Raw genomic sequence first — 24,427 nt, 5'->3', positions numbered from 1 at the left:
GTCAAGGGCGTGGTCGACCTCGACGAGGCCGGCTACGTGCTGGTCGACGGCCGCTCCACCCGCACCAACGTGCCCGGCGTGTTCGCCGCCGGCGACCTGGTCGACCACACCTACCGGCAGGCCATCACCGCCGCCGGCACCGGCTGCGCCGCCGCGCTGGACGCCGAGCACTACCTCGCCGCCCTGGCCGACACCACCACCCCCGAGGCCGCCGCCGAAGAAGCCCGCCTCATCGACGCGGTCAGTTGACGAGGCTTATTATAGTAAGGAATTCTGTCGGCATGGCGGAGTCGCTCCTCGACGAGCGGCTCTTGAGTACCGAGATCCACACCTGTGGCCGTGACGACGATGGGGTGATGCCATGAAGCTCGGTGCGATCTCGTTCATGACGGACGCGTCGATCTCTGCCGTGGAGATCGCCCAGGCCCTCGAGGCCCATGGGTTCGAGTCCTTCTGGGCGGGGGACCACTCCCACATCCCCGTCGTGCCTGGTGGCGGCCCGCCGATCGACACCCGCACGGGAAGGCCCGTCCCCGACGAGTATGCGCGGCTGCTCGACCCGTTCGTGGCCCTCACGGCGGCGGCGGTGACGACCTCGCGGCTGCGGCTCGGGACCGGGATCTACCTGGTCAACGAACGAGATCCCATCCACACCGCGAAGTCGGTCGCCTCGCTCGACCATGTCTCCGCCGGGCGCTTCCTCTTCGGCGTCGGCGGGGGTTGGAACGCGCTGGAGATGGCCAACCACGGAGTGGACATCTCCGACCGCTGGCCGGCCCTGCGCGAACGCATCCTCGCGATGCGGGAGGTCTGGGAGAACGACGTCGCCGCGTTCAGCGGGGACCACGTGTCGTTCGGGCCGATGCTCAGCCGTCCAAAGCCCGAGCGGCGGATCCCCGTCCTCATCGGCGGAAACTGGCGCAACATCGCGCGAGTCGTCGAGTACGGCGACGCGTGGTGTCCGGGCACCCCGGACCTCGCCGAGGACGACCTGCGCCGCGTCACCGGCATGCTCTGGGACCAGGCAGCCACCGCGGGGCGAACCGACGTCACGTTGACCGCGTTCCATGTGACCTCGGTGGTGGACCTCCAGCCGGGTGATCCCCGATGTCTCACTCCGGACCGTTTCGCGCTGCTCGCGGACGTCGGCGCCGAACGGGTCGTGGTCGTCCTGCCGCCCGGGCGGGACGACTGTCTGCGGATGATCGAGCACTACGCGAGGACGCTGCCCGACCGCATGGTGTGACTCCCGTATGACCGGACTGACCGAGCGCCCACTCGACGGGACGGGTCTGATGACCCGACGGTGACGTCCCGGTGGGTATGCCATGGCGGGTCGACTCTGGAACCAGGTCGAGTGGGGCGCCCCGTCACTCCGGCCCCAGGTCAGCCCCAAGTCCCCTGCCATCGAGTGGGCGCCCCGTCACTTCCGTCACGCGGCGGGCGTGACTGCAGTGACCGAGCGCCCACTCGACGGGACGGGTCTGACGACCCGACGGTGACGTCTCGGTGGGTATGCCGTGGCGGGTCGACTCTGGAACCGGGTCGAGTGGGCGCCCCGTCACTCCGGCCCCAGGTCAGCCCCAAGTCCCCTGCCGTCGAGTGGGCGCCTCGTCACTTCGGTCACGCGGCGGGTGGGGCGGGCGTGACCGAGCGGCCACTCGACGGGACGGGTCTGATGACCCGACGGTGACGTCTCGGTGGGTAGGCCGTGGCGGGTCGGCTCTCGAACCAGGTCGAGTGGGCGCCCCGTCACTCCGGCCCCAGGTCAGCCCCAAGTCCCCTGCCGTCGAGTGGGCGCCCCGTCACTTCCGTCACGCGGCGGGCGTGACTGGTGTGACCGAGCGGCCACTCGAGGGACGGGTCTGACGAACCCGACGGTGACGTCCCGGTGGGTATGCCGTGGCGGGTCGGCTCTGGAACCAGGTCGAGTGGGCGCCCCGTCACTCCGGCCCCAGGTCAGCCCCAAGTCCCCTGCCATCGAGTGGGCGCCCCGTCACTTCCGTCACGTGACGGGTGGGACTGGTGTGACCGAGCGCCCACTCGACGGGGTTCGAACGGCTCTGGCCGACGAGGTGCGGGCCGGTCAACGGATGCTGTAGGCGGTGATATCCTCACCGGGCCAGCGGACCGAGGACGCCCGCCGACTCACCTGCTCCAGCCCCGGCACCGCTGCGGCGTAGGCGAACCCGATCTCGCGGCTGCGGAAGCGCCATCGCCCCTCGACCCGCCGGTACGCGTCGCGGTATCGGAGCGCCACGGAGACGACTTCGCCGTCCAGGGCATGCTCGGCGTGGCACCCCACAAAGCCGATGGCCTCGTTGGGGCCGGTGAACTCGACGGCGTGACCGTGCACCGAGTGCACGGTCCACTCGTAGCGGCCCAGCGCCGCCCGGTAGGCCTTCTCGAGATCCGCTGCACCCGTCACGCGCCATGGCGGCCGGGAAAGGGTCCCGTCCTCGGTGAAGGCGTCGACGACCGCGGCGTAGTCACGGTCGTCGACGGCCGCCGCGTAGCGGGCGATGAGCTCGCCGATCTCGAGGCGATCTGCGACCTCGCGCACGAGGTCCGGGGTGCTCTCCATGCTCAGAGAGCGTGCACGGGGGCAGCGGTCCAGGGCGCGACCGGCGCCGACAGGTCCGTGTACTCGTCGGTGAGGTCGTCGACCATGGCGAGCGTCGAGCCCATCCGGCCGAACCCCACGTAGGACCCGACGTGGAAGCACAGCTCCATCACCTCGCTGTCCGAGAAGTGCCTCTGAAGGCGGGCGAAGACCGCGTCGTCGACGGCGAGGTGGTCGGTCGCCATCAGGTCGGCGTACGCGAGCGCGGCCTTCTCCGCCGGCGTCAGGTCCGGGGCCTCCTGAGGCTTCTCGAGTGAGCACACCGCGCCTTCGTCGAGAGCTCCGCCGTAACGGACCGCCATGCAGCTGCGGCACTGGTTGTGGAAGGCGACCCGGAGCCGAACGAGCTCGACGAGGCGTCCGGGAAGCGTGGTGCACTCGCGCAGGGCCGTCTGCCAGGCAACATACGGGGCGGCGAGGGCGGGCGCGTTCGCGTAGACCCGGTGTCGCAGAGGCGCATCGGCGCCGAACTGCGGCTCGAACACCTCACGCGTCGCGGGCGGAATACGGCTCATGGTGGGTCGGCCTCCTTGGCGAACGGGCTGGACGGACGAGCGGTTCGACGCGCGAGCGACGGGCGAGCCTCATGGCACTTTCTGATGACTATATGCATAGTATTCCTCGAAGGGCAATATGCTCGGTGGATGATCAAGGTCTTCGCGCTCCTGCCCGTCCGGCCGGACCTCACCGTGGACGAGTTCCACCGTCACTGGAGCACCGTCCATCGCGACCATGCCGTGCGGATCGAGCGGATCCGTCGCTACGTGCAGGCCCACCGCGTCCGGCCCGGGCTGCCGGGCCTCATGGAGGCCGAGTGGGAGGGCGTCCCGGAGGTCTGGTTCGACTCCCTGGAGTCGGCCGTCGCGCAGCGGACCGATCCTCAGTACACCGAGTTCGCGCGCGTCGACGAACCCAGCTTCATCGACATGCCGGGTCTGCGACGGGTCACGACCGAGAGCCGAGTCGTCCGCGACCCCGGGCCCGCCCGGACCAAGCTCATGCTCTTCGCCCACTGGCACTCGGCGGGGTCGCCTCTCCAGCAGGGGGGTCGCCAGTCGACGGCATCGATCGGAGAGGCCCTGCTCGAGAGCGCACCCGGACTGTCGGGCCTGGCCGTCTCTCAGGCCTTCGCGGCCGCCGAGCCGCCCCGCCTGCCGGACGGAGCGATCCCGACGACGCAGCCCTTCGACATCGTCCTCGAGCTGTGGTGGCCCGACCTCGAGGCCGTCCGGATCGGCTGGGACCAGGGCCACGACGCCATCCTTGGGGCTCTGGCCCAGCGGCTCGACCTCACGCGTGCTCGCGGGTTCCTGTGCGAGGAGCTGCGCGTCGTCGACCGCTGAGTCCGGTCTCCGACCGCACGCCAGGGACCAGGTCCGGGGACGGAAGTGACGGGGCGCTCACTCGACCTGGTTCAAGAGCGGTGACGCCACGGCATACCCCCGACGGGTCGGCGCCGCCGCCTGGGGGGCTGAGAACACCCTAGGCGTCGAGGCAGGCCACGACCTGGACGCTCACGGGGACCGTCTCCGTGTTCGTCACGGTGATGGTGCGTGGACCGCCGGCCACCAGGGCGGTCAACACGCTGGCGTTGGCGACGAGCAGGCTGCCCTCGACCGTGAGCGCGTCACCGTCGGTGCCGCCGTTGGAGGGGGTCACCGTCACCGTGGCCAGGCTGCCGTCGGCGCTGGTGCACGAGATCGCGAGCAAGGCGACGTTACCCGTGGTCGGCAGGAGTGCGATCTCCGCTGAGTCGTCCGCCCCGCCGGAGGCGTCGAGGTCCGCTCCCGAGACGACGTAGGAGTCCGGCTCGAGCTCCGCGCCGACGGGGAGCATCGGCCCGTCGTGGACGCTGACGGTGGCACTGACGGATACCTGCACCATGACGATCCCCTTCTCCAGGTTGAGGCGCGGCCACGACGGGCCGTCGCCCACGAGCGTCGCGCCATCGCGTCACCGAGGGGTCACATCCGCGTCAACGGCAGCCAACCGCCCGAACCGGGAGCGGGTGACGTGACGGCGGTTTGACGGGCGAGTGACGCCCGGCGGCCATGCTCGGCACGTCAGGCCAGCGCAACGCGGGCGTCGAAGGAGCTCTCATGACCATCACCCCCACCTACCCGGGTGTCTACATCACCGAGGTCCCGAGCGGCAGTCGCACCGTCACCGGGGTGGCGACGGCCATCGCCGCCTTCGTCGGGGTGGCGCCTCGCGGGCCGGTCGACGACCCGGTTCCGATCAGCAGCTTCTCGGAGTTCGAGCGGCGCTTCGGCGGCCTGTCGCGAAGCAGCGGCCTGGGATATGCCGTCCGCGACTTCTACCTCAACGGCGGCGGCCCAGCCCTCGTCGTCCGCGTCGCCCACACCGACTCGGCCACCGCGCGGCTCGCCGTCGGCGCGCTCCAGCTCGAGGCGGTCGGCCCCGGCTCGTGGGCCGACGTGCTCGAGGTCGAGGTCACGCACCCGTCGGCGGCCGACGCGGCCGACATCGCCGAAGGGCAGGGCGCGGGCGTCGAGGCCGATGACCTCTTCACGCTCACGGTGCGCGAGGGCTCCGGCCCAGGCGCGCCCGCGGAGGTCTACCGCAACGTCACGATGGTCGACGGGCCGCAACGCGTGGACCGCATGCTCGAGTCGTCGCTGCTCGTGCGAGCCTCGGCGACGCCGAGCGGCGCCCGCCCTCCGGAGGGAACGGTCACCGTGGCGGCGGCAGACGTCGGTGCAGACGGTGCCGCCGTCGATGCGGACGACTACGCCGGCCCGGGCTTCGACGGCGACAAGCGCGGCCTCTACGCCCTCGAGAAGGCTGACCTGGTCAACCTCATCTGCCTGCCACCGCCGACGCCCGGCGGCGAGCTGCCCGCCGCCTTGTGGGGGACCGCTGCGGCATACGCCGTGACCCGCCGGGCGTTCCTGCTCGTGGATCCGCCCGCCGTGCTCACTGTCGGTGACGCGGCGACGTGGGCCGCGACGAACGGGCTCACCGGTGTCGCCAACCGCAACGCGGCGATCTACTACCCCCGCATCCGTCGCGCCGACCCCCTGCGCGGCGGCTCGATCGACACCTTCGCCCCGTCCGGCGCGGTTGCAGGCGTGTTCGCCCGCACCGACGGCTCACGAGGCGTCTGGAAGGCGCCGGCGGGGCTCGAAGCCGGGCTGACCGGGGTCGTCGACCTCTCGGTCAGCCTCACGAACGACGAGAACGGCTCGCTCAACCAGGTCGGGGTCAACTGCCTGCGGACCTTCCGCGAGGTCGGCGCCGTCGTTTGGGGTGCGCGCACGCTGCGCGGCTCCGACACGCTTTCCGACGACTACAAGTACGTCCCCGTGCGGCGCCTGGCGCTCTTCCTCGAGGAGAGCCTCTATCGCGGCACGCAGTGGGTCGTCTTCGAGCCCAACGACGAGCCGCTCTGGTCGCAGATCCGGCTCTCGGTCGGAGCGTTCATGCAGGACCTCTTCCGCAAGGGAGCCTTCCAGGGCACGACACCCCGTGACGCGTTCTTCGTGCGCTGCGATGCGGAGACGACGACGCAGTACGACATCGACCGCGGCATCGTCAACATCCAGGTGGGCTTCGCCCCGCTCAAGCCGGCCGAGTTCGTCATCATCTCGATCCAGCAGAAGACTGCTGCGGCGACCGTCTAGGAGGCAATCCCCATGGCTGAGTTCTCGGTCAACGCAACACGGTTCGACCCGTACAAGAACTTCAAGTTCCGCGTGAAGTGGGACGGCCGCTACGTCGCCGGCATCAGCAAGGTCGGTGCGCTGAAGAAGACGACCGAGGTCGTCAAGCATCGCAACGGCGGCGACCCGTCGAGCAGCCGTAAGTCCCCCGGGCGCACGGAGTACGAGGCGATCACCCTCGAGCGCGGCGTCACCCACGACGTCGACTTCGAGCAGTGGGCCAACAAGGTGTGGAACTTCGGCAGCGGCCTCGGGGCCGAGACCTCCCTCAAGGACTTCCGCAAGGACATCATCCTCGAGGTCTACAACGAGGCGGGCCAGCTCGCCATCGCCTACAAGGTCTATCGCTGCTGGGTCTCGGAGTACCAGCCGATGCCGGAGCTCGACGCCAACGCCAACGGCGTCGCGATCCAGACGATCAAGCTGGAGAACGAGGGTTGGGAGCGCGACTACGCGGTGGTCGAGCCGACCGAACCGTCCTTCACCGAGCCGTGATGCCCGCGCGGCCCGGCGAGACGCTGGCGCTGTGGGAGGCCCTGGCGTCCACGACGTCGGTGGCCCGCGGAGCCTCGCTGCTCGTCGCGCTGGGGGCCGCCGACAGTCTCGCCGACGCCGTCCGTATGCCGCTTGCCACCGCCGCGCGGGCGGCGCTGGGTGAGCTCCGGGAGCGCGCTGGTCTCGAGGTGCAGACGGTGCTCACGTGCCCGGACTGCGGCGCCGTCCTCGACGTGCCGCTCGCCCTCGACGACCTTCTCGAGGCGACCGATGGCCGCCCTGACGTAGCGGCCGGTGGCGTCGTCACCGTCGACGGGATCGTCGTGCGCGGACCCACGACGGAGGACCTGCTCGTCGCGCTCGCCAGCGCACAGCCGCCGGCCGCCCTGCGCGCCCGGTGCGTGACGTTGCCTGCTGGGGTCGACGCTGCCACCCTCGACCCTGGCGTCCTCGAACGGGTGAGCGCCGTTGCCGAGGAGCTCGCGGGGGCATCGGCGCTCGCGGTGCGGCTCGTCTGCCCGGACTGCGGCAGCGACGTCGCGGCCGACGTCGACGCCGTCGCCCTGCTGGCCGACCGGGTCGCCGAGGAGGTGCGGGACATCCTTGCCGACGTTGCCGAGCTGGCTGCGGCGTTCGGCTGGTCGGAGACCGAGGTGCTGCACCTCTCGGACGCCCGGCGTGCGGCCTACCTCGAGCTCGCCCGACGCGGTGGTGCGCGATGAGCGACGTCTTCGACCGGCTTGTCGCACGGACGACTCATCGCGCACCGACGCTCGTCGCGCGCCGACCGAGCCGGTTCGAGCCGGCGGCCTCGACCCGATCGGCCGCTCCACCGGTCCCAGAGCCCGGCCTCGAGACCGAGGGCGACGTCCAGGGGGCCGAGGTGGAGCCGGGCGAGCTCCTCGTTCGACGAGGCGAGCCGCGTGTTGCCCCTGCGCAGCGCCGCGCCCGGCTGGCCACCTCGGTCGAAGGGGTCCCCGATGACGCTCCGCGGACAACGGCCCCGACGGGGCGTCGGCGACCGTCGTCCGCGTCTGTGCCGCGCGACTCCGCAGTCCTGGACGACGAGAGCGGACGCGTTCCGGAGCCGGACCGGCAGTCGCCGCCCCGGTCAGCCTCGGCCGCTCATCGCAGCGAGACCTCCTCGGCCCGTGCGAACCCGTCACGCATCGCGATGCCGGAGCAGTCGGCGCCCGAGCCATCGTCGGCCGGGACTCCGCCGATCCATACAGCGACAGGCGAAGTCATGGTGAGGTCGGCGTCCACAACCGGAACAGAGACCAGCTCGTCAGACCAAAGGCGAGAAGCAATCTCGCGCAGCACGATTCGCACACCGGAAACGCGCACCATCAGCCCGGGCGCACTGCTCGCCGACCACCTCGCCCCCGCTCTCGTCGAGTCGGGTGCCCTCACCGAGGCGGAGGTGGCCCGGCTCGTCGCCGTGCCCATGCGGGATCGCGGCCGACCTCGCCACGACGGCCGGACCTCCGTGGGGATCGACCCGGTCGAGGTGCCCGCGGCGGCGGAGGTGCACCTGCACATCGACCGTCTCGAGGTGCGCCGCCCACCCGCCCCTCCGCCCCCCGCCCCAGCCACGCGCGAGCCCGCAGGGGCGCGCCCGGTCGACCACACGGCATACCTCGACCGCCAGCGGCGGCGGGGTGGGACGGGCCGACCATGAGCAACACGCTCGCCATCGCGGCGGTCACCTCGACGATGCGGCACGTCCTGCACGAGTCGCTCGGCGGGGCGCAACCCGGCCCGATCGGCGGGGCCGACGTCACGACATACCGGCCGGCCCAGCTCTCCGACGCCGACACGGTCGGCAACGACGCGTCGGGCCTCAACGTCTACCTCTACCAGGTGACCCCCAACCACGCGTGGAACCTCAGTGACCTGCCGACCCGTCACGGCGACGGGTCGCTCGCCCGACGCCCGGTCGCCGCGCTCGACCTGCACTACCTCGTCACGGCATACGGCGACGAGGAGGCGCTGGAGCCGCAACGCCTGCTCGCCCGCGGGACGCTCGCGCTCGCCTCGACGCCGGTCTTCACCAAGGCGGTCATCCAGGCGGCGATCGACAAGTACGACACCGACCCCACGGGGTTCCTCGCCGATGCCGACCTCGCCGACCAGGCCGAGCTCGTCAAGGTGAGCCCGACGCCGCTCTCGCTCGAGGAGATGTCGAAGCTCTGGGGTGTCCTCGGCACGCCATACCTGCTGTCGCTCGCCTACACCGCCACGGTCGTGCTCATCGAGGCCGACGTCGTGCCGCGACGCGCCCTGCCGGTGCGTGAGCAGGTCGTCGCCGTGCGGCCACTGACGCGGATCCGGCTCGAGGGAGTCGAGGTCGACGGTGGCGGCGCGGCCGTGACTGGCGCAACGCTCGTGCTCACCGGTGGCGGACTGCTCGCAGCCCACACCGTCGTGTCGGTCGGGACGGTAAGACTTCTCCCGGATGCCACCTCGACGACGACCCGGCTGACCGTCACTCTCACGGCCGATGTGTCCGCCGGGGTACACGCGGTGCAGGTGCTGCGCGTGCAGCCCGCCGACCCCGTCGCCGGCACGCCCGAGCGGGTCACCGACCGCTCGTCGGGCCTGCCGGTCATGGTCCTGCCGACGGCGGGTCCGGTGACGAAGACGGCCACGCTGGTGCGAGTGCCGGTGGCGCCGCCGCTGCGTGAGGGGCAACGCGCGACGGTGACCTTCGGCCGGCTGAGCGGGGGGCAGCCCGATGACCCACCGCTCGTCGGCGCAACGTTCCCGCCGGTGCTCGCTGCCGATGCTCCACTCGCGCGGCTCGACGTCGCGCGCACCGAGCTGACGGCGGGCACATGGCTCGTGCGGGTGTCGGTCGACGGCGCCGAGAGCCTGCCCACCCTGAGCGGCGACACCTATGACGGCCCGGCTGTGACACTGCCGTGAGCGACGACGGGCCAGACGACTCCGACCGGGCGGACGCGCATGCGGCACCGTCTGCGGGGGACTCGTCGCCGTCGTCCGGCGCCTCCCTGTCCGCCGAGGCGCAGCGCGACCTCGTCGTCGCCGAGCTCGACATCGTGCGCGCCATCGTCACCGGCGCCGACGTCCGGGCCGCTCGGGCGAGGCTGGCGGCACTGCGGGAGACCGTGCTGGGCGCGAGTGCCCTCGACGAGATCGAGACGGGCTTCGGGCTGTCGGCGTTCGAGCGGCAGACCCTCGTGCTCGCCTGCGGCCCCGAGCTCGTCGGCGACGTGGCCCGCGAGCTGCTCGAGCACACCGGGCAGCCGCGCCTGTGCTTCGGCACCGCGCTGTCCATGCTGCCCGACGCGCACTGGGACGCGCTGACCCACCAGGCGCCGCTGCGCCACTGGGGAATGCTGCGCCTCTCCGACCCCGACGCGCTGCTCTCGAGCCCCCTCGTGCCTGACGAGCGCATCGTGCACCATCTCGTCGGGGTGGCCGCGCTCGACGAGCGACTGTCGGCGCTGAGCCAGCCGGTCGAGGCGCCCGCGTGGCTGCCCCCGACCCTGGGGGCGGTCTCCGCAGAGGTCGTGTCGCGGTGGGCGGCATCGGGCCCGGTGGTGCTGCACGGCCCCCAGCCGGCGACGACCAGGGCCGTTGCGGCCGCCGCCTGCGCAGCCGTCGGGCTGGCGCCGAGACTGCTGGGCGCCGCCGACCTCGCGGCGACCACCACCGACCTTGTCGTGCTGCTGCGCCGCCTCTTGCGGGAGACCGTGCTCGCCCGGGTCGCCTGGCTGGTCGACCTCGACGACCTGCACGACGTGCGGGTGTCGGTCACGGGGCTCGGGCGCGCGCTGACCACGTGTGACGCGCCGGTCGTGCTGCTCGCCTCGAGCGGACCGGGAGGCGCACCCCTCGACGGCATGGGCCTGCCCGTTCTCGAGGTGCCGCGCCTCGGGGTGGGCGACCGGCGCAGGTCGCTGACCACCGCCCTCGACCGGGTGGGCGCCACGGTGCCGGAGCAGGAGGTCGCCGCGGCCGCCGGCGCCTTCGACCTCTCCGTGGCCGACGTCGAGGTCGTCGCGGCCGAGGTCACACAGGGCCGCCGGCTCTGGTCCGCCTGCCGCCGTCGCCCTCGCGCGGACGTCGGCAACCTCGCGCGGGTGCTCATCCCGCGCGCCGGGTGGGACGATCTCGTGCTGCCGGAGCCGCAGCTCGAGCAGCTCCGGGCCCTCGTCGCGGCGGTGCGCCATCGCTCGACCGTGCTCGAGGACTGGGGCTTCGCCGCGCGCACCAGCCGCGGACTCGGCACCGCGGCGCTCTTCGCGGGCGCGAGCGGCACGGGCAAGACCTTCGCCGCCGAGGTCATCGCGCACGAGCTCGAGCTCGACCTCGTCCACGTCGACCTCAGCCAGGTCGTCGACAAGTACCTCGGCGAGACGGAGAAGCGGCTCTCCCGGCTCTTCGACGCCGCGGAGAACGGCGGGATGGTGCTGCTCTTCGACGAGGCCGACGCCCTGTTCGGCAAGCGGTCCGAGGTCAAGGACAGCCACGACCGCTACGCCAACGTCGAGGTCGGCTACCTCCTGCAGCGGCTCGAGTCCTTCGCCGGTCTCGCCGTGCTCACGACCAACGCCCGGAGCGCCCTCGACCAGGCCTTCACCCGCCGGCTCTCGGCGATCGTGACGTTCCCGTACCCCGACCGGGCGGCCCGGCTGCGCATGTGGTCACAGGCCTTGCCGCCCGCCCTGCCGCGCGCCGAGCTCGACCTCGGCCGGCTCTCGGAGGCCGATCTCTCCGGCGGTGGCATCGCCTCGGCCGCGCTCCAGGCCGCGTACCTCGCGGCCGACGACGGCCGCGAGCTGACGATGGAGCAGCTGACCCGGGCCGTGCGCTGGGAGCTCGCCAAGACCGGCCGGGCCGCCGTGAGCGCGCCGCGCGCCGCCAGGCGTGGCGGGCGAAGCACCTGAGCGCCTCAAGGGTGGCTTCATCGCAGACCGGTGGCTTCTAGAAGCTGCCGACCAGCCCGCGCAGGCCGGGGATGACGCCCGACCGACCGAGCTGCAGCAGGTCGACGGAGAGGATCACCCGCACATCGGGCACCGCGGTGTGCGCCGGTGCGGGCAGCTGTTGGCGCAGCTCGACGCTGCCGCCCTCAGCGGTCGGGAAGATCTGCCGTGGCGCCAGCAGGTCGGGGTAGGCGCCGCCCGAGAGCGTGACCCCAGGAAGGATCCCGAGGGTCGCGTGGGCCTCCCGGATGCGCAGCTGGTTGTCGACGGGGTCGAAGGCCCAGGCCATCTCGGCGCTCAGGGTCAGCCCCTGCCACCCGAGGCGACGTCGGACCGGCTCGAGCAGGTCATCGAAGGAGAAGTTCGTCTGGAAGCCGTAGATCCGCTGCGTCGGCCCCTGACCGCTCGGCAGGGTGTAGCTGAGGTGGGTCAGCGGCATTCCGGGGATGAGGGTCAGTGGGGTCGCGAGGTTGACCCCCGACAGCACGCGCCGACCGTTGGGGTCGCTCAGCAGCGCCCCACCCGAGAGTGCCAGCGTGCCGGCGCCGAACCCGATGAGCCCGGCCTGCTCGCCGCCCGACAGGCGCCCGAACTCCCTCCCGGCACGCAGCGTGAGCGGCTCGATGAGCCGGCGCCGGACCTCGGGGTTGTTGTCCTTGGCCTGGTCGGCGATGGTCGAGAGCCCGCCGACGAGGACCTGCCCGGGGTCCGCCGCGGGGGTCCCCGCAGTCGTCGTCGGGGTCGTCCCTTCGCCCTGGCACTGCGCCGAGACCGGCCGGCGCTCGCGCACCTGCGCCCTTCCCCCCGCGAGCACGCGGGTCGCTGCAGTATCGGCCTCTCGCTCGGCGGACCCGCTGGCGGCGTGGCCGCCGGTCGCGACGGCCGCCGCACGGCCGCCCTCCGACTGCTGCACGACGTGGGCGAGCTCGTGCGCCAGCGTATGCCGGCCCCCCGCCGTCGTCATCGCCCCGGCCGCCGCCCGTCCGAGGGCCACCTCGTTGCCGATCGTGAGGGCACGGGCACTGGCGGCGCGCGTCACGGCATACGCCTCCTCGTCGGCATACACGCGGACCGCGCCGAAGTCATGCCCGAAGCCACGCTCCATCGCCGCGCGCAGGGAGGGCTCGAGCGCCACCCCCTCGCGTGGCTGCGCGGATGCGTCCACCGCGCGCTCGGTCGTGCGAGCCGGGGCCGACCATGAGAAGACGGGCATGGCGCTCACCCGGCGGCGGTCAGCCGCCCGCCCCTCGCGAGACGCGGATCGTCAGCGGCTGCCCCGGCAGCAGCTTGGCGCCGCCGGTCGGGATGGTGCCGAGCACGGTGTTCTTCCGTATGCCGGGTGCGTCCTCCTCGACGACCGTGACCGGCAGGCCCGCGTCGGTCGCGAGCCGGGTGATCTTCGCCAGCGTCGAGCCGGAGAAGTCCTCGACCGTGAACCGGGTGAAGTTGGGCGTCGGCTTGTCGGTGCCGAACCAGAACCACATCTCGAAACGCCCGCCGGCGATGTCGTCGGTCGTCGGCAGCCGCAGCACGGTCTGTCCTTGGACCGACTGCGTGACGGCGTGACCGTTGAGGTGCCGCTCGGGGTCGCGCGCGTCCATGATCGCCCAGCCGTCGAGCTGGAAACGCATACGGATCGGCAGCGCCGGAGACCCGAGCCGGTTGTTGCCCGCGAAACCGGCGAGGCGTTCGCGCACCCGCCCCAGCACACTGTCGAGGGCCAGTCTGCTGCGCCACAGGATGAGGTTCTTGCGGGCGACGAGCTCGCCGACGAGCTCGACGGTGTGCAGGGCGAAGGACTGGTCGCTCCACTGGTCGAGCTCGGGCGGGGTCGGCCAGGGCAGGTCCATGAGGACGCGACCCACCGGCTTGCCGTTGACGCTCTCGGGCAGCACCAGCGAGTCGAGCGTGATCGCGATGCCGGAGACAAGGTCCGCGATGGCGACGACGCCGTCGTTCTCGAAGGCCGACCCGTTGAGGAAGGAGGTGTCGACGACGTGCATGCCGAGCGTGCCGGCCACGGAGACGTCGAGCTGCGCCGACACGCGCACGGGCGCGAGGGCGATGCCGTCGACGGTGAGGGTGAGCACGTCGCTGCGCCCCTGGGCGAAGGACGGCTGCCACACGAAGGCCGCGACTCCAGAGGCATCGGGCTCCGATGCGTCGGTCGGGCCGGCGCCGGTGCCGGCCAAGGTGGGCGGCACGGCCGCGCCATCCTGCGACGCGAGCACCAGGGCACCATCGGTGCCCTGCGCGACGACCTTGACTCGGGCGGGCCCGCACGGGCTGTCGACGGCGACCCTCACCAGCTGCGGCACCGTCACGCCCTCGGACGACACCTCCTGGCCGTCGCCACCGAGCAGGCGCAGCATCGGGGTCGTGGCGAGCTGGGTCAGCGCGTCCTGCACCGTGCGGGTGCCGCCGAAGGCGTCGCACGCCGGCTCCCACTGGACCTGTGAGGCGATGCTGAGCCGGCCGCTGACGATGACCGCGACGTCGACCGGGCTGTTCGTGTCGTCGAGGCGCTGCGCGGTCAGGGTCTGGGTCGGCGCGCCCGACGGGTCGAGCGTCCACCTCACCGCGGCGACGCCGTCGGCGCCCGTCGCCACGACACCACCGGCCGGCGTCGATCCCGAGACGTCCTCGCGCACCGTGCCGCCCGCCGGGGTGAAGCGGACCGGGGCGCCCTCGACCGGCAGCCCGCCGTTACGCACGACGACCCGCACGGGGGCGCCGAGCTCGTCGCCGGGCATGGCTTCCTGGCCGTCGCCGCCGACGAGGTCGATGGTGACGAGACCGGTGAGCGGTGGGAAGAGGTGGCGGCAGTCGGACTCCAGGGTCCAGGACGTGCCGGTGCGGCTGAGGATGCCGAGCGGGGCGTGGTGGTGCACCGGCCCGACGGGGGGCCGCGGCGACGACGTCGCCGAGTCCCACGGCCAGTCCAGCGTGCCCTGCCTGGCGCTCGTGCCGTAGGCGAGGCGGGCCGTACGGGCCGGCACGAGCCAGAAGTCTCCGACGCCCGGAGTGCCGCCCGTGGGGAACGACACAGTGATGCCGCCCTCGAGGTCGGTCTGCCCTGTCGTGAGCGGGCTCGGCCCGCCGTCCCAGCGGCGCACCACCGGTGCCCGCCCGAGCGAAGGCACGCTCGCGGGCGCACCGGCGAGCCAGTGGACGTGGGTGACGAGGTCGACGACGGGCCCGACCCGCGCGAGGAAGCCGGGCAGCTCCCGTAGCTGCCGGTCCGAGCTCGTGACCTCGACCAGGTCGCCCTCCCGGATGCTCAGCTCCTCGTCCCGACCCACCCGGTCGAGCGTCAGTGCCGCGTCCATGCCAGGTTCTGTGGTGACCCCGATCTGGACGAGTCCTGCTGTGACAGAGCCGTTCTCGCGCGACCATACGAAGCGCGGCTGCGGGGTGACCGAGCAGATCTCGACGCGGTAGAGCTGGTTCTCGAGCCGCTGGTAGCCACCTCCCGACGTGATCTGGCACGGGTCGGCGTCGGGAGCCGCCGGTCGCAGGCCCGCGACCATCGTGCGCGGCGTTCGGTCGGCGACGTCGTCGAGCTGAGAGCACACCTCGCCGCCGCTGAGGCGCGTCAGCGACACCTGCCACGCCGTCTGCTCACGCATCGCCGTGTCGGGCCCTCCGAGCGCCGACTCGAGCAGCTCGGGCCGCTCGTCGGGCGAGACGGTTCGCTCGAAGACGTCGAGGTATGCCGCATACCGGCCGTCTCCGTCACCTGCGGGCGGCTCCTCGAGGCCAGGACTCGACCCGGCGCCGATGCCGATCGTCGGGCGGTAGGGCTGGTCGGCGAGCGGCCACGCGCCGGCGGCGGCGTTGGCCGGGTCGGGCGCGGACTCGGCCAGCACGCCGTCGACGTAGTAGTGCCCGGGCGTCACGCCGAGCCTGGCCCAGGGCACTCCGGACGGCTCCGACCCGTTCGTCAGGTCGACGATCGCGAAGGGGCCGGGTCCGCCGTCGAGGGGCTCGGGGCCGCCGCTCGGTCCGACGATGTCGGCCGTGCGGGCCGTGTCGTGGTGGGCTGTGATGGCGGCCTGCTCGTTCCAGTCGGCGTCGAGCATCACCCGCCCTTGCTGCATGAGCACCGAGCGGTAGGCGAGGGCAGGATCGTGGGTCCAGCGAGTGAGGTCTGCGTGCATGGTCAGCTCCCGAACATTCCGATCTGCATGCCCGCGGGGACGTAGGGCCCGACGAGTCGTCGGGCCGCGTCCATCCGTTGCGGACGGCGGAGGTGGTGGTGGACGCCCATCTCGGACCCGAACTCGCCACCGTGCCGGATCGACACGGGGGCGCTCGGGGCGAGGCTGGGATAGAACGGTGAGCCCGGCTGCGTCGACAGGTAGCTGGGTGAGACGGCGGTCGTGGCGTCGGAGGCCGGCACGCACCGGAAGCGACGCGGGACTCGTGAGCCGGGCCCGATGAAGCTGAAGCGCGCGCACCCGACCTGGCGGTCGACGACGGTGACCGTGCCGTCGCAGATGCTCGAGGTGACCTCGAGCCAGCGACCGCCGACATCACCGAAGAGGGTCGACCCGACCACCTCGAGATGAGCGCCCGGGGCAGCGACCGCGGCGACCGGGGACGAGCCCAGCGCGGGGTCGACCACGCTGTCGACGACGAGCACCTCAGGCACCGTGTCGACGAGGTCGAGCGACCCGACGACGCTGCGGCGCACCGCCACGGCGAGCTCGCGGTTGGCTCCAGGTGCGCCCGACCGGACACGCACCTGCCCGGCCACGGTGCACTGGCTCAGGGTGAGCGACCCGAGCTCGCCCGGCTCGACGACGACGTCGCCCTCGACCACGAAACCGTCGAGCAGCAGGCTCGCGCCAGGGGCGCCGGTGACGTGGAGGTCGCCCAGCACGTGGGGCCGCAGCCCTTCGGTGGAGTAGACGCCGGGCACCGGTGCCTCGATGTCCCCGTTGAGCAGCTGCCGGCCGCGCCAGTGAGCGGCGACGAGCACGAGGCGGCTCTCGGCGGGCACCCCGATGGTGAGGTCAGCGGCATACGTCTCGCTGTCGGCGACCGACACGACCTGGGTGATGCCGACGAGCCGACGCGAGGGGTCGGCCCAGCCCGCGTCGACCTCGGCGAGCGCGTCGGTGATGCTCACCTCGACGCCTGGGGCGGCCGGTCCGGTACGCACGAGCACCTGCGCACCGACGCGGTCGCGCACCGGCACGGGCTCCTCGTCGGTGCGGTCGAGGTCACCCGTGAAGGGGTCTGCGACGAGGGCCGTGTCGTGGCCGAGCGTGCGGTCGTAGGTGCCGGCGCCGACGTCGGCGACGGCGCCATAGGCGTGGTCGAGATGCATCGTGGCGGGATCGGTAGCCACGCCGTGGAGGTACGGGTGGAGCAGACCACGCACGGCGTCGACCATGACCTGCCAGCCCGAGAGGGGTGCCCCGCCGCTCGTCGCGAGGTCCTCGAGACCACATACGCGGATCCGCTCGGGGGCGAGCGGGCCGTCGCCCTCGACGCTGACGGCGATCGGCAGGTCCTCGCCGGGCAGCCCGGCCCGCGCAGCGAGGAGTGCGGCGAGCAGCCGTCGGGGCCGCAGCGGCACCGGCAGGTCGGACTCGGTCGCGAGGTGCTCGATCGCCTCCTCGGTCGTCGGCACGGCGAAGAGCGGTGCCTCGGCACCGAGCGGGTGCACGCTCCACGCGTCGGGTCGCCGGCGTGCCGGCACCGCTGTCGCGTCGTGCACCTGGGTCGGGAAGACGAACACCCCGATGCCGCGGATCCCGAACCGGCCGCGCCCCCCGATGGTGCTCGGGTCGATCGGGCGGACCTCGCCGGTGTGGGCGAAACGGGTCAGCGCGCCCCCGGCGAGCCGGGGCGACTCCAGCTCAGCCGACGCGGCGTCACGGACCGACCCGAGTGCGGGCCGCTCGAGATGCACGTGGTTGACGTGGGTCGTCGCGGCGAGGAGGCGGTAGTCCTCGACCGCCCGGGTCGGCCAGCCGGTGACGTCGCGCACGACCTGCTCGATGACCGCGACGGTGCCCTTGCGCTTGCGGTAGGCGACGGTGTTGGCCACGACGCCGCGGCGGCTCACCCCGGCGCCGGTCTCGGCGCCGAGGTCGCCCGGCAGGCCGATGAGCCCGACGAGGTCGGCGATGTAGGGCACGACCCACTCGGGGCAGGTCTCGATGAACCACGAGTCGTAGAGGCGCTGTACGTCGTCCTCGACCACGGCGAGCTCGCCGGCGACCGCCTCCAGCAGCGCACGAAGGAGCCCTCCGGTCTCCGCGTCGCGCTCGACGACGTGGGGTGGCAGCAACCCCTCGAGGTATGCCGTCCGGTCGGCCCGGCGGGCAGCCGACGTCGTCATGGGGTCACCACCTGGACGTCGAGCAGGGCGGCCGTCAGGCGCAGCGCCTGTGCGGGCAGGAGTCGGGAGGGCGCCGTGGGGGCACCGGGCGGGGGTCCCCACCGCCCGGGCTCGGCCACGAGCAGGTCGCCGACGAGGCCGCCGGTCAGCTGCGGCATGGTGACGAACACGACGCCGGGCACTGCGGCCGCGACGACGAGCACGGCCGAGGCGGCCAGTGGCGTGGCGAGCTCCATCGACCCGAAGGCGGCCAGCAGCGCTCCTTCGACCGCCGTACGCACGAGAGACACTTCGTAGTGCGGGTCGACCTCCATGCGCAGGCTGGCGCCCACGTCGACGACCTCCGCGGGCAGGACGACCCTCGGGGCTCGGGTCTCCCGCGCGCCGTCGAGGGTCTTGCGGAAGTCCGTGACCAGGGAGTCGGCCGGCGCATCTCCTGTCGAGGCGAGCACGGAGAGGACGACGGTGTCGATGCGGCCGTCCCACACGAGGTCTGCCCGGGCCCGGCCGATGCCGGAGTAGCCGCGCGCGAAGTCCTCGTAGTCGGTGACCGACACGGCCCGGTCGAGGGTGCGCACGCGCTGCGGCGCCGTGAGCCGCGCCTCCTCGAGCGTCTCGGACGGGGCCCAGTCGTGGGCCGGGCCCAGGTTGGTCACCGAGGCGATGCCCCGCGGCTTGCGGACGGGCAGGCGCACCTGGTCCGCCTCCGCTGCGCCGTCCTCGCCGATGCCGACGCGGTAGGTCGCGCGTACGTTCTCGACCCCGGTCGGCAGGCGGGAGCCGTGCACCCCGTCGCCGAAGGTCACGGTGGTCGTGCCCGACTCGGCCTGGCGCACGACGTAGACGCGGTCCCTCGGTCCCGCCTCGAAAAGGGAGTCGACCCGGGTCCACTCGACCTCCTCGACGCGCACCTCGAGCGCCGGCAGAGCACCGCTCGCCGCGGTGGTCGAGCGCACGAAGGTCAGAGGCGGCCGTCGCAAGTCGAACGATGCGAAGGCGCGACGGCCGTCGCCGCAGCCGAGCACCTGCTCGACCGTCTCGCCATGGGTCGCGACGGCCACGTTGGCCCGCACCCGCAGGGTGCCGGCGTGGTACGCGTGCTCGAGCGGCGGGTCGAGCGTGACCGTCATGACTCCGTTGGCCACCGAGGCGGCGGCCGTGAGTCGGGTTGCCTCCACAGCGAGCTCGTCTGCGTCGGTCACGCCGGTGATGACGACTTCGCGGCCCTTGGGTAGCACTGGATCGGTCGGCACGAGGTCGAGCTGGTGACCCTCACCCGCCGCCGGATGGCCGACGAGGTCCGGCCGCGGCATCCACGCGGCCGGCAGCTCCCGCGACACGGCGTGGACGAGCGCGTGGTTGCGGTCGAAGTCGTCGAGGTGCTCCGAGATGTCGAGGGTGACTCGGGTCAGCTTGCCTGAGAGCGCGTACTTCGTCGCGCCGTCGGGATTGACCGACCCGACCTGGAAGGCCTCGGTGTGTCCTGGTTGCTCGAGCACGATCCAGGACCCCGGCACGATGGCGGGGACGTCGCCGTCGACCTCGAGCGAGCGCGACCCGGGTTTGAGGTCGAAGTCTGACCAGGAACTCTCGTTGGCCCTGTCGATGAGGTCCTTGTCGGGCGCGTTCCAGCCGAACAGGTTCAGGCGCTGGCCCAGCCGGTACACGCGCACGTCCTTCTCGGCGACGAGGTGCCGCGACCGGCGATACCCCAGCGGCCGGTCGAGGGCGAGGCGGGTCCACCCTGGTGAGTGCGCCGGGTCGACCTCGACCCCGGTGACCCGGCGGAAGTCCCACTTCTCGTGGTCGTCGCTGTGCGCCTGACTCGCGGTGACGCCGGCACGCTCGCTGCCGACGACGAGCACGCGGTCGTCGACCTTGACACCGGACGTCGTGGTGTCGAGCCAGACGGTGTCGACGCCGAAGCCGAAGGGCTGCCGGACCCGGTCGTATGCCGCCACGGAGTTCCACGAGCGGCGCGCCTCGAGCTCTGCCGTCGTCTCGAACGTCTGGGGGAGCTTGCCGGGCGCAGGCACGGTCTGGACCGGCGTGCCCTCGGGCACGACAACGACCTCCGGTGAGCCTGGTGCGGTCTCGACGTCGAAGGCGAGCTCGGCCTGCGCGGACACGCCTGGCCGCAGCTCGTAGCCCAGGCTCCGGGCCTGTTGGCGCACCGAGTCGCGCTCGGTGGCCGTGCGCAGGAAGCCCTCCTGGGCGATCCGCTCGGTGTAGAACGACACGACGTCGGTGACGACGGCCCACGTGTCCAGCAGCGCGATCGCGGGGTCGTCGGTGCCCTGGTGGGAGAGGCTGCGGATGTCGAGCGGCTGGCTGTCCTCGGCGAGATAGGCCCGCATCCGCGCCAGGGCGGCCCCGTGCGGCGCGGTGCGCCAGCTCAGCGCGGACTGCCCGGGGAGGTTGGCCGCGGCGAGGTCGTCGACGCAGCCCGAGCACCCTGAGCCGTTGGAGCAGCCGGAGCCCGCGGTGCAGGAGCAGTCGGTCGTCATGCCCCACCTCCGAGGGAGATCTCGATGTGCCCCGCCTCGGGGTTGTTGACGTCGCTGTCGCAGCGCAGCAGCTCACGCGGCGCCATCGGGAGCTCGCCCGCAGAGAGCGAGGCCTCCGCGTCGAGGTCCGACGCGCCCGCACGGGCGAAGCGGGTCAGCTCGACCCAGGCCAGGCCGTCGACCGTCATCGCCGCGGCGACGACGTCGGAGAGCCGCAGCGGCTGGCCGAAGGTGAAGCGGTCGGGGTGGAAGAAGCCGCGGCGGCCGTCGCGACGCAGGCCGGACGTGAAGGTCTCCCTGAGCAGCTGCTCGACGTCGGCGCGGAGGTGCCCGGCCAGGACACAGCCGCCGAGCTTGATCTCGAGGGCGACGTAGACGGGTCGCTCGAGCTCCACGTCGATGCCGGCCATGCGGCGCACCTCGAGGGCCGCGATGACGCCCGGCAGCAGAGCCGGGTCGTCGGCGTGAGCGGCAACGGGGTCGACGGTGACCTCCTGGGCGTACCAGGATCCCGACCACCGCCGTCTGGCCACGGCACGCTGCACGCCGGGGTCCTGCTCGGCGACCAGCGCATAGTCCGCCGAGGTCACAGCCCGCAGCTGCTGGCGGAAGGCCGCCGGTGCGAGCTGCCGGACCTGCTCGAGGCGCTCCGGGTCCATGCCGCCGCTGCCGTGCAGGGGGTTCCACACCGAGACCACCGCGCCCGCACCGACGGGGTCGCGACCGTCGGCCAGGGGGAGCAGGCGCACGAGGCGGTCGGGCGCGACGTTGCCCGCCTCGCCGCCGCCGACCCGGTAGGTCGCGAGCGCCGTCGTGCCCGACACGGGCGCGCGACCGCTCACGCCGTCACCGAAGCGCAGGCGGCTGACGCCACCCGCCTCGGGCTCCACCACGAAGTGAGTCGCGAGGCGGCCGCTGCCGAGCAGATCCGGTTGTGGTGTCCACGTGCGCTGTCCGTCGAACAGGTCCAGCCAGGGCACGGCGGACCGGGCGTCCGGGTTCGCGAGGCTCGCGGCCGAAGCGGACGCGGGCAGCGACCGGTCGACCCGGCTGAGGCCCGGTCGCTGGAGTCGTGGCCGGTAGTCGGCCGGCTCGAGCACCGTCGGTGGCACGAGTGCCTCGTCGACGACGCCGGCGCCGTGGTCGGCCACGACCACGTTGGCGAGTGCGACGGCGAGCGCCTGGTCCGTGCCGGGCGTCGTGACGACAAGCGGAGCCGTCAGTGCGTCGGCCGCTGCCCAGCGCAGCTCCCACACCGTCAGCGTGGGTTCGAGCGGGTCCGTGTGGGGGCGGGCGTCGGTGACGAGCCGCACGGCGAAGCGCCGCGACGGGTCGCCCTCGCGGGGCAGGCCCCCGACCGGCCGGTCGACGAGGACGACGAGGTCGCCGGCCACCAGGCCGGGGTCGATGCCCGACTGGGCGCTGACGAAGGCCGCGGTCGCCCCGATCCGGAGGCAGTGTGACGGGTCGCCCCACGCGTGCAGCGGCAGGGCGTTGCGCTCGGGCCTCACGGCGAGATCGGCCGCGGTCTCGAAGACCGCACCGCCGAGCTCCACTGCGTCGATCGGCGAGCTGACCTCGACCCCGGGCTGGACCGGGAGGTCGGTGACCGGTGTGCCCTTCGGGATGGTGAGGTCGGAGTCGGTCGTGAAGGCGAGCAGGGTGCGGGCAGAGCAGCCCTCGTGCACGGTGTAGTCGAGCAGCCGGGCGTGCCGGCGGACGGACGTGCGACGACGAGCCGTCCCGAGGTAGGCCTCGACGGCGACGGCGTCCTGCCAGTAGGCCAGCCGGTCGCCGAGCGCGGCGAAGAGCTCGACGAGCATGACTGCCGGGTCGGCCGGGTTGCGGTCGGTCCAGTCGGGCAGGAGCGTCGCGAGCCGGTCGAGAAGCCGGCTGCGCAAGGCCTCGTAGTCGCGGGCGAGATAGTCGCCGGGCAGCAGGTCCGCGACGACCGGCATGGTCTCCGGGGCGGGCGCGCAGTCGAGGTCGGACGGGCAGTCGACCGTGAACGTGAAGGGAGCTGTCGACAGGGGCAGGTCGACCCCTGCAGGCGCCCCGACCCCACCCGGGCCGACGAGGCGCAGGGTGTAGGTGGACCAGTCGCCGCTCGAGCTGGTGCGCACGACGAGCGCGCGACGGCGCTGCTCGTCGTCGGGCAGAGCCTGCAGGACGAGCTGCCGGTCGGCGGCGGACACACCGTCCAGCGGGTCGGTGGCCGGGGTGCCCGCCACCCCGACGACGGCCACGGCCGGGAAGGCCCAGTCGACCCGCACCGGGTTGAGGTCCGGGTCCTCGCGCACCCCGCCGACGACGCGCACCACGTCGGCGGTCCAGTCGGCCGGCACCGGGCCGTTGAGCAGGTGCACGAGCAGGGTGCGCTGCGGCGGGGCGCCGGGGACCTGTCCCGGTGTGCCGACATGGTTGGAGAGCACCTCGATGACGTCGATGCCGTCGAGACCGGCCAGGTCGCGCACGAGGGCGCGACGGGCCTCGAGGTCGATGTCGGCGCTGAAGGGCAACGCGTCCGGTGGTGTCACGGCACACCTCCTGCCCCGGCGGGGCCACCGGTGCCTGCGACGCTGACGCGGCGACGCTGGTCGGGACTCGTCGCCCGCAGCGGCAGGTAGTCGACGACGACCTCGAGACGCGAGTCGACCGCTGTCACCTGCACGCTCTCGACCCGGATGAGCTCGCCGAGCCACTGCTGGAGAGCACCGTGCACCAGGGCCTGGGTCGACTCGGCCAGCGAGTCGCCGCTCGGCGCGAAGACGAGTCGAGCGACGCCACTGCCGAAGTCGGGCCGGTTGACGCGCTCACCGGGGCTCGTGAAGAGGACCTGCTCGATCAGTCCCTTGAGGTAGGCGTCGTCGTCGGCGAGACTCGTGCGGCCCCGCAGGTCCAGACGCAACGGGAAGCCGACATGGTGCGGGGCGTCGGACCTTCGAGGGGAGACGTCGCTGCTCATGACGCACGCACCCTGACCTGGGTCTGCAGCGCGATGAGGGGCACCCCGGTGGGCACGCAGGTGCCCGGGGCCGCCTGGATCGCGAGCGGCTGCCTGCTCGCCGTCACCCGCACCGTGCCGGACGTGAACGTGCCTGTGACACAAGGCCCCCCAGCATTTGTCGGGAAGGGGCAGCCGGCGATCGTCCACGGTCCGCTGAGCAGGACGACCGCCTGTCCGCCGACGGTGACGCGGGGGAAGGCGGCGGTGGGGGTCGCCGTGCCCTGGTGTGCGCAGCTGACCCGCGAGCCCTGGCTGAGGAGGTAGCCCGGCATCACATCACCTCCAGCGCGCCGTCGTTGATCGACACCGACGCGGGCGACAGCGTGATCTTCGAGGCACCGACCGAGACCTCGACGCCCGAGCTCGTCGCCGAGATGGAGATGCTCATCGCGACGGCCGGCGACGACACGGAGACCGTGATTCCTCCGGCTCCCGGCAGGTCGCTCAGCTCGATGCTCATCGAGTCGGTCTTGAGCACCTTCATCTCGGCGAGCGCCGGCGATGCCGGCACCTCGCCGGTGCCCCAGAAGCACCCCCCGAGGATGGGGTTGTTCGGGTTGCCCGCCTCGAACTCGACCCACACGTTCGCCCCCACCGGGGGCACGAGGAACAGCCCGACGCCGCTGCCGGCATACGGAGAGCACGGGAGTGCCCAGCTCAGCTGACCGCTGCCGAGCACGGCAGGGCACGAGACCTGCACGCGGCCCAGCTGCATGGGGTCGATGTTGTTCTCCACCGTGCCGCGGTACTTGCCGAAGAAGCGCGGTGAGGAGGTGCTCAGCTCATCGATGTCGACCGGCAT

Annotated in this window: 20 protein-coding genes; 9 read left to right on the top strand and 11 right to left on the bottom strand. The window is 72.7% G+C overall.

From position 1 onward, the window contains the following. A partial coding sequence (locus ACWEOW_RS19200; RefSeq protein ID WP_452270836.1) for an FAD-dependent oxidoreductase occupies positions 1-249 on the top strand: 249 nt, incomplete at its 5' end. Positions 250-361: 112 nt separating this feature from the next. Continuing rightward, positions 362-1,246: an LLM class F420-dependent oxidoreductase gene (locus ACWEOW_RS19195; protein WP_452270835.1), complete on the top strand. Its 885-nt coding sequence runs from the start codon at positions 362-364 to the stop codon at positions 1,244-1,246. An 840-nt stretch (positions 1,247-2,086) separates the two neighbouring features. On the opposite strand, the gene ACWEOW_RS19190 is transcribed toward ACWEOW_RS19195, so the two are convergent. Both ACWEOW_RS19190 and ACWEOW_RS19185 read right to left on the bottom strand, forming a co-directional pair. Then, complete coding sequence (locus tag ACWEOW_RS19190; protein WP_452270834.1) at positions 2,087-2,584, bottom strand: nuclear transport factor 2 family protein; 498 nt, start codon at positions 2,582-2,584, stop codon at positions 2,087-2,089. Positions 2,585-2,586: 2 nt separating this feature from the next. Beyond that, positions 2,587-3,138 carry a carboxymuconolactone decarboxylase family protein gene (locus ACWEOW_RS19185; RefSeq protein ID WP_452270833.1) on the bottom strand — a complete coding sequence of 184 codons (552 nt, stop codon included), beginning with the start codon at positions 3,136-3,138 and terminating at the stop codon, positions 2,587-2,589. A 129-nt stretch (positions 3,139-3,267) separates the two neighbouring features. Between ACWEOW_RS19185 and ACWEOW_RS19180 the strand changes: the two genes are divergently transcribed. After that, positions 3,268-3,966, top strand: coding sequence for an EthD domain-containing protein (locus ACWEOW_RS19180; protein WP_452270832.1), 699 nt, complete (start codon positions 3,268-3,270; stop codon positions 3,964-3,966). A 139-nt stretch (positions 3,967-4,105) separates the two neighbouring features. On the opposite strand, the gene ACWEOW_RS19175 is transcribed toward ACWEOW_RS19180, so the two are convergent. Further along, positions 4,106-4,507 carry a hypothetical protein gene (locus ACWEOW_RS19175; protein WP_452270831.1) on the bottom strand — a complete coding sequence of 134 codons (402 nt, stop codon included), beginning with the start codon at positions 4,505-4,507 and terminating at the stop codon, positions 4,106-4,108. A 215-nt stretch (positions 4,508-4,722) separates the two neighbouring features. On the opposite strand from ACWEOW_RS19175, the gene ACWEOW_RS19170 reads away from it, so the two are divergent. The 6 genes from ACWEOW_RS19170 to ACWEOW_RS19145 are packed head-to-tail and all read left to right on the top strand — an operon-like array spanning position 4,723 to position 11,717. Continuing rightward, on the top strand, positions 4,723-6,267 hold the full coding sequence (locus ACWEOW_RS19170) for a phage tail sheath subtilisin-like domain-containing protein (RefSeq protein ID WP_452270830.1): 1,545 nt from the start codon (positions 4,723-4,725) through the stop codon (positions 6,265-6,267). A 12-nt stretch (positions 6,268-6,279) separates the two neighbouring features. Continuing rightward, positions 6,280-6,801, top strand: coding sequence for a phage tail protein (locus ACWEOW_RS19165; protein WP_452270829.1), 522 nt, complete (start codon positions 6,280-6,282; stop codon positions 6,799-6,801). After that, the gene (locus tag ACWEOW_RS19160; RefSeq protein ID WP_452270828.1) at positions 6,801-7,523 is read left to right on the top strand and encodes a hypothetical protein; all 723 of its coding nucleotides are present in this window, start codon (positions 6,801-6,803) and stop codon (positions 7,521-7,523) included. Before ACWEOW_RS19165 ends, ACWEOW_RS19160 begins: the two co-directional genes overlap by 1 nt. Next, a complete protein-coding gene (locus ACWEOW_RS19155; protein ID WP_452270827.1) occupies positions 7,520-8,482 on the top strand; it encodes a hypothetical protein in 963 nt (320 codons plus the stop codon). Before ACWEOW_RS19160 ends, ACWEOW_RS19155 begins: the two co-directional genes overlap by 4 nt. Then, on the top strand, positions 8,479-9,729 hold the full coding sequence (locus ACWEOW_RS19150) for a DUF4255 domain-containing protein (RefSeq protein ID WP_452270826.1): 1,251 nt from the start codon (positions 8,479-8,481) through the stop codon (positions 9,727-9,729). Before ACWEOW_RS19155 ends, ACWEOW_RS19150 begins: the two co-directional genes overlap by 4 nt. Continuing rightward, positions 9,726-11,717 (top strand): ATP-binding protein, encoded by a 1,992-nt coding sequence (locus tag ACWEOW_RS19145; protein WP_452270825.1) that lies wholly within the window; start codon positions 9,726-9,728, stop codon positions 11,715-11,717. The genes ACWEOW_RS19150 and ACWEOW_RS19145 overlap by 4 nt, the downstream gene beginning before the upstream one ends. Positions 11,718-11,754: 37 nt before the next feature. Here the strand turns inward: ACWEOW_RS19145 and ACWEOW_RS19140 are convergent, their stop codons facing one another. Genes ACWEOW_RS19140 through ACWEOW_RS19105 form a run of 8 tightly spaced genes read right to left on the bottom strand, consistent with a single transcriptional unit; the run spans position 11,755 to position 24,427 of the window. Next, positions 11,755-12,969 carry an eCIS core domain-containing protein gene (locus ACWEOW_RS19140; protein WP_452270824.1) on the bottom strand — a complete coding sequence of 405 codons (1,215 nt, stop codon included), beginning with the start codon at positions 12,967-12,969 and terminating at the stop codon, positions 11,755-11,757. 19 nt (positions 12,970-12,988) lie between these two features. Further along, positions 12,989-15,916: a DUF6519 domain-containing protein gene (locus ACWEOW_RS19135; protein WP_452270823.1), complete on the bottom strand. Its 2,928-nt coding sequence runs from the start codon at positions 15,914-15,916 to the stop codon at positions 12,989-12,991. A gap of 2 nt (positions 15,917-15,918) precedes the next feature. Then, positions 15,919-18,111 (bottom strand): phage tail protein, encoded by a 2,193-nt coding sequence (locus tag ACWEOW_RS19130; RefSeq protein WP_452270822.1) that lies wholly within the window; start codon positions 18,109-18,111, stop codon positions 15,919-15,921. Then, a complete protein-coding gene (locus ACWEOW_RS19125; protein ID WP_452270821.1) occupies positions 18,108-20,618 on the bottom strand; it encodes a hypothetical protein in 2,511 nt (836 codons plus the stop codon). The genes ACWEOW_RS19130 and ACWEOW_RS19125 overlap by 4 nt, the downstream gene beginning before the upstream one ends. Further along, positions 20,615-23,155, bottom strand: a complete 2,541-nt coding sequence (locus ACWEOW_RS19120; RefSeq protein ID WP_452270820.1) for a hypothetical protein — start codon at positions 23,153-23,155, stop codon at positions 20,615-20,617. Before ACWEOW_RS19120 ends, ACWEOW_RS19125 begins: the two co-directional genes overlap by 4 nt. Further along, complete coding sequence (locus tag ACWEOW_RS19115) at positions 23,152-23,583, bottom strand: GPW/gp25 family protein (RefSeq protein WP_452270819.1); 432 nt, start codon at positions 23,581-23,583, stop codon at positions 23,152-23,154. The genes ACWEOW_RS19120 and ACWEOW_RS19115 overlap by 4 nt, the downstream gene beginning before the upstream one ends. Then, complete coding sequence (locus ACWEOW_RS19110) at positions 23,580-23,897, bottom strand: hypothetical protein (RefSeq protein ID WP_452270818.1); 318 nt, start codon at positions 23,895-23,897, stop codon at positions 23,580-23,582. Before ACWEOW_RS19110 ends, ACWEOW_RS19115 begins: the two co-directional genes overlap by 4 nt. Beyond that, a complete protein-coding gene (locus tag ACWEOW_RS19105; protein ID WP_452270817.1) occupies positions 23,897-24,427 on the bottom strand; it encodes a phage baseplate assembly protein V in 531 nt (176 codons plus the stop codon). Before ACWEOW_RS19105 ends, ACWEOW_RS19110 begins: the two co-directional genes overlap by 1 nt.

It is taken from the genome of Monashia sp. NPDC004114, assembly GCF_053603855.1.
Note: the sequence above shows the minus strand (reverse complement) of the source record. Positions and strands in the feature narration are given on the sequence as shown.

Excerpts from the sequence above, each read along its gene's own strand:
- ACWEOW_RS19135 (WP_452270823.1), bottom strand. The coding sequence starts at position 15,916 with ATGCACGCAGACCTCACTCGCTGGACCCACGATCCTGCCCTCGCCTAC.
- ACWEOW_RS19150 (WP_452270826.1), top strand. The coding sequence starts at position 8,479 with ATGAGCAACACGCTCGCCATCGCGGCGGTCACCTCGACGATGCGGCAC.
- ACWEOW_RS19190 (WP_452270834.1), bottom strand. The coding sequence starts at position 2,584 with ATGGAGAGCACCCCGGACCTCGTGCGCGAGGTCGCAGATCGCCTCGAG.
- ACWEOW_RS19140 (WP_452270824.1), bottom strand. The coding sequence starts at position 12,969 with ATGCCCGTCTTCTCATGGTCGGCCCCGGCTCGCACGACCGAGCGCGCG.
- ACWEOW_RS19195 (WP_452270835.1), top strand. The coding sequence starts at position 362 with ATGAAGCTCGGTGCGATCTCGTTCATGACGGACGCGTCGATCTCTGCC.
- ACWEOW_RS19155 (WP_452270827.1), top strand. The coding sequence starts at position 7,520 with ATGAGCGACGTCTTCGACCGGCTTGTCGCACGGACGACTCATCGCGCA.
- ACWEOW_RS19160 (WP_452270828.1), top strand. The coding sequence starts at position 6,801 with ATGCCCGCGCGGCCCGGCGAGACGCTGGCGCTGTGGGAGGCCCTGGCG.
- ACWEOW_RS19105 (WP_452270817.1), bottom strand. The coding sequence starts at position 24,427 with ATGCCGGTCGACATCGATGAGCTGAGCACCTCCTCACCGCGCTTCTTC.
- ACWEOW_RS19110 (WP_452270818.1), bottom strand. The coding sequence starts at position 23,897 with ATGCCGGGCTACCTCCTCAGCCAGGGCTCGCGGGTCAGCTGCGCACAC.
- ACWEOW_RS19125 (WP_452270821.1), bottom strand. The coding sequence starts at position 20,618 with ATGACGACCGACTGCTCCTGCACCGCGGGCTCCGGCTGCTCCAACGGC.
- ACWEOW_RS19185 (WP_452270833.1), bottom strand. The coding sequence starts at position 3,138 with ATGAGCCGTATTCCGCCCGCGACGCGTGAGGTGTTCGAGCCGCAGTTC.
- ACWEOW_RS19165 (WP_452270829.1), top strand. The coding sequence starts at position 6,280 with ATGGCTGAGTTCTCGGTCAACGCAACACGGTTCGACCCGTACAAGAAC.
- ACWEOW_RS19130 (WP_452270822.1), bottom strand. The coding sequence starts at position 18,111 with ATGACGACGTCGGCTGCCCGCCGGGCCGACCGGACGGCATACCTCGAG.
- ACWEOW_RS19180 (WP_452270832.1), top strand. The coding sequence starts at position 3,268 with ATGATCAAGGTCTTCGCGCTCCTGCCCGTCCGGCCGGACCTCACCGTG.
- ACWEOW_RS19175 (WP_452270831.1), bottom strand. The coding sequence starts at position 4,507 with ATGGTGCAGGTATCCGTCAGTGCCACCGTCAGCGTCCACGACGGGCCG.
- ACWEOW_RS19115 (WP_452270819.1), bottom strand. The coding sequence starts at position 23,583 with ATGAGCAGCGACGTCTCCCCTCGAAGGTCCGACGCCCCGCACCATGTC.
- ACWEOW_RS19170 (WP_452270830.1), top strand. The coding sequence starts at position 4,723 with ATGACCATCACCCCCACCTACCCGGGTGTCTACATCACCGAGGTCCCG.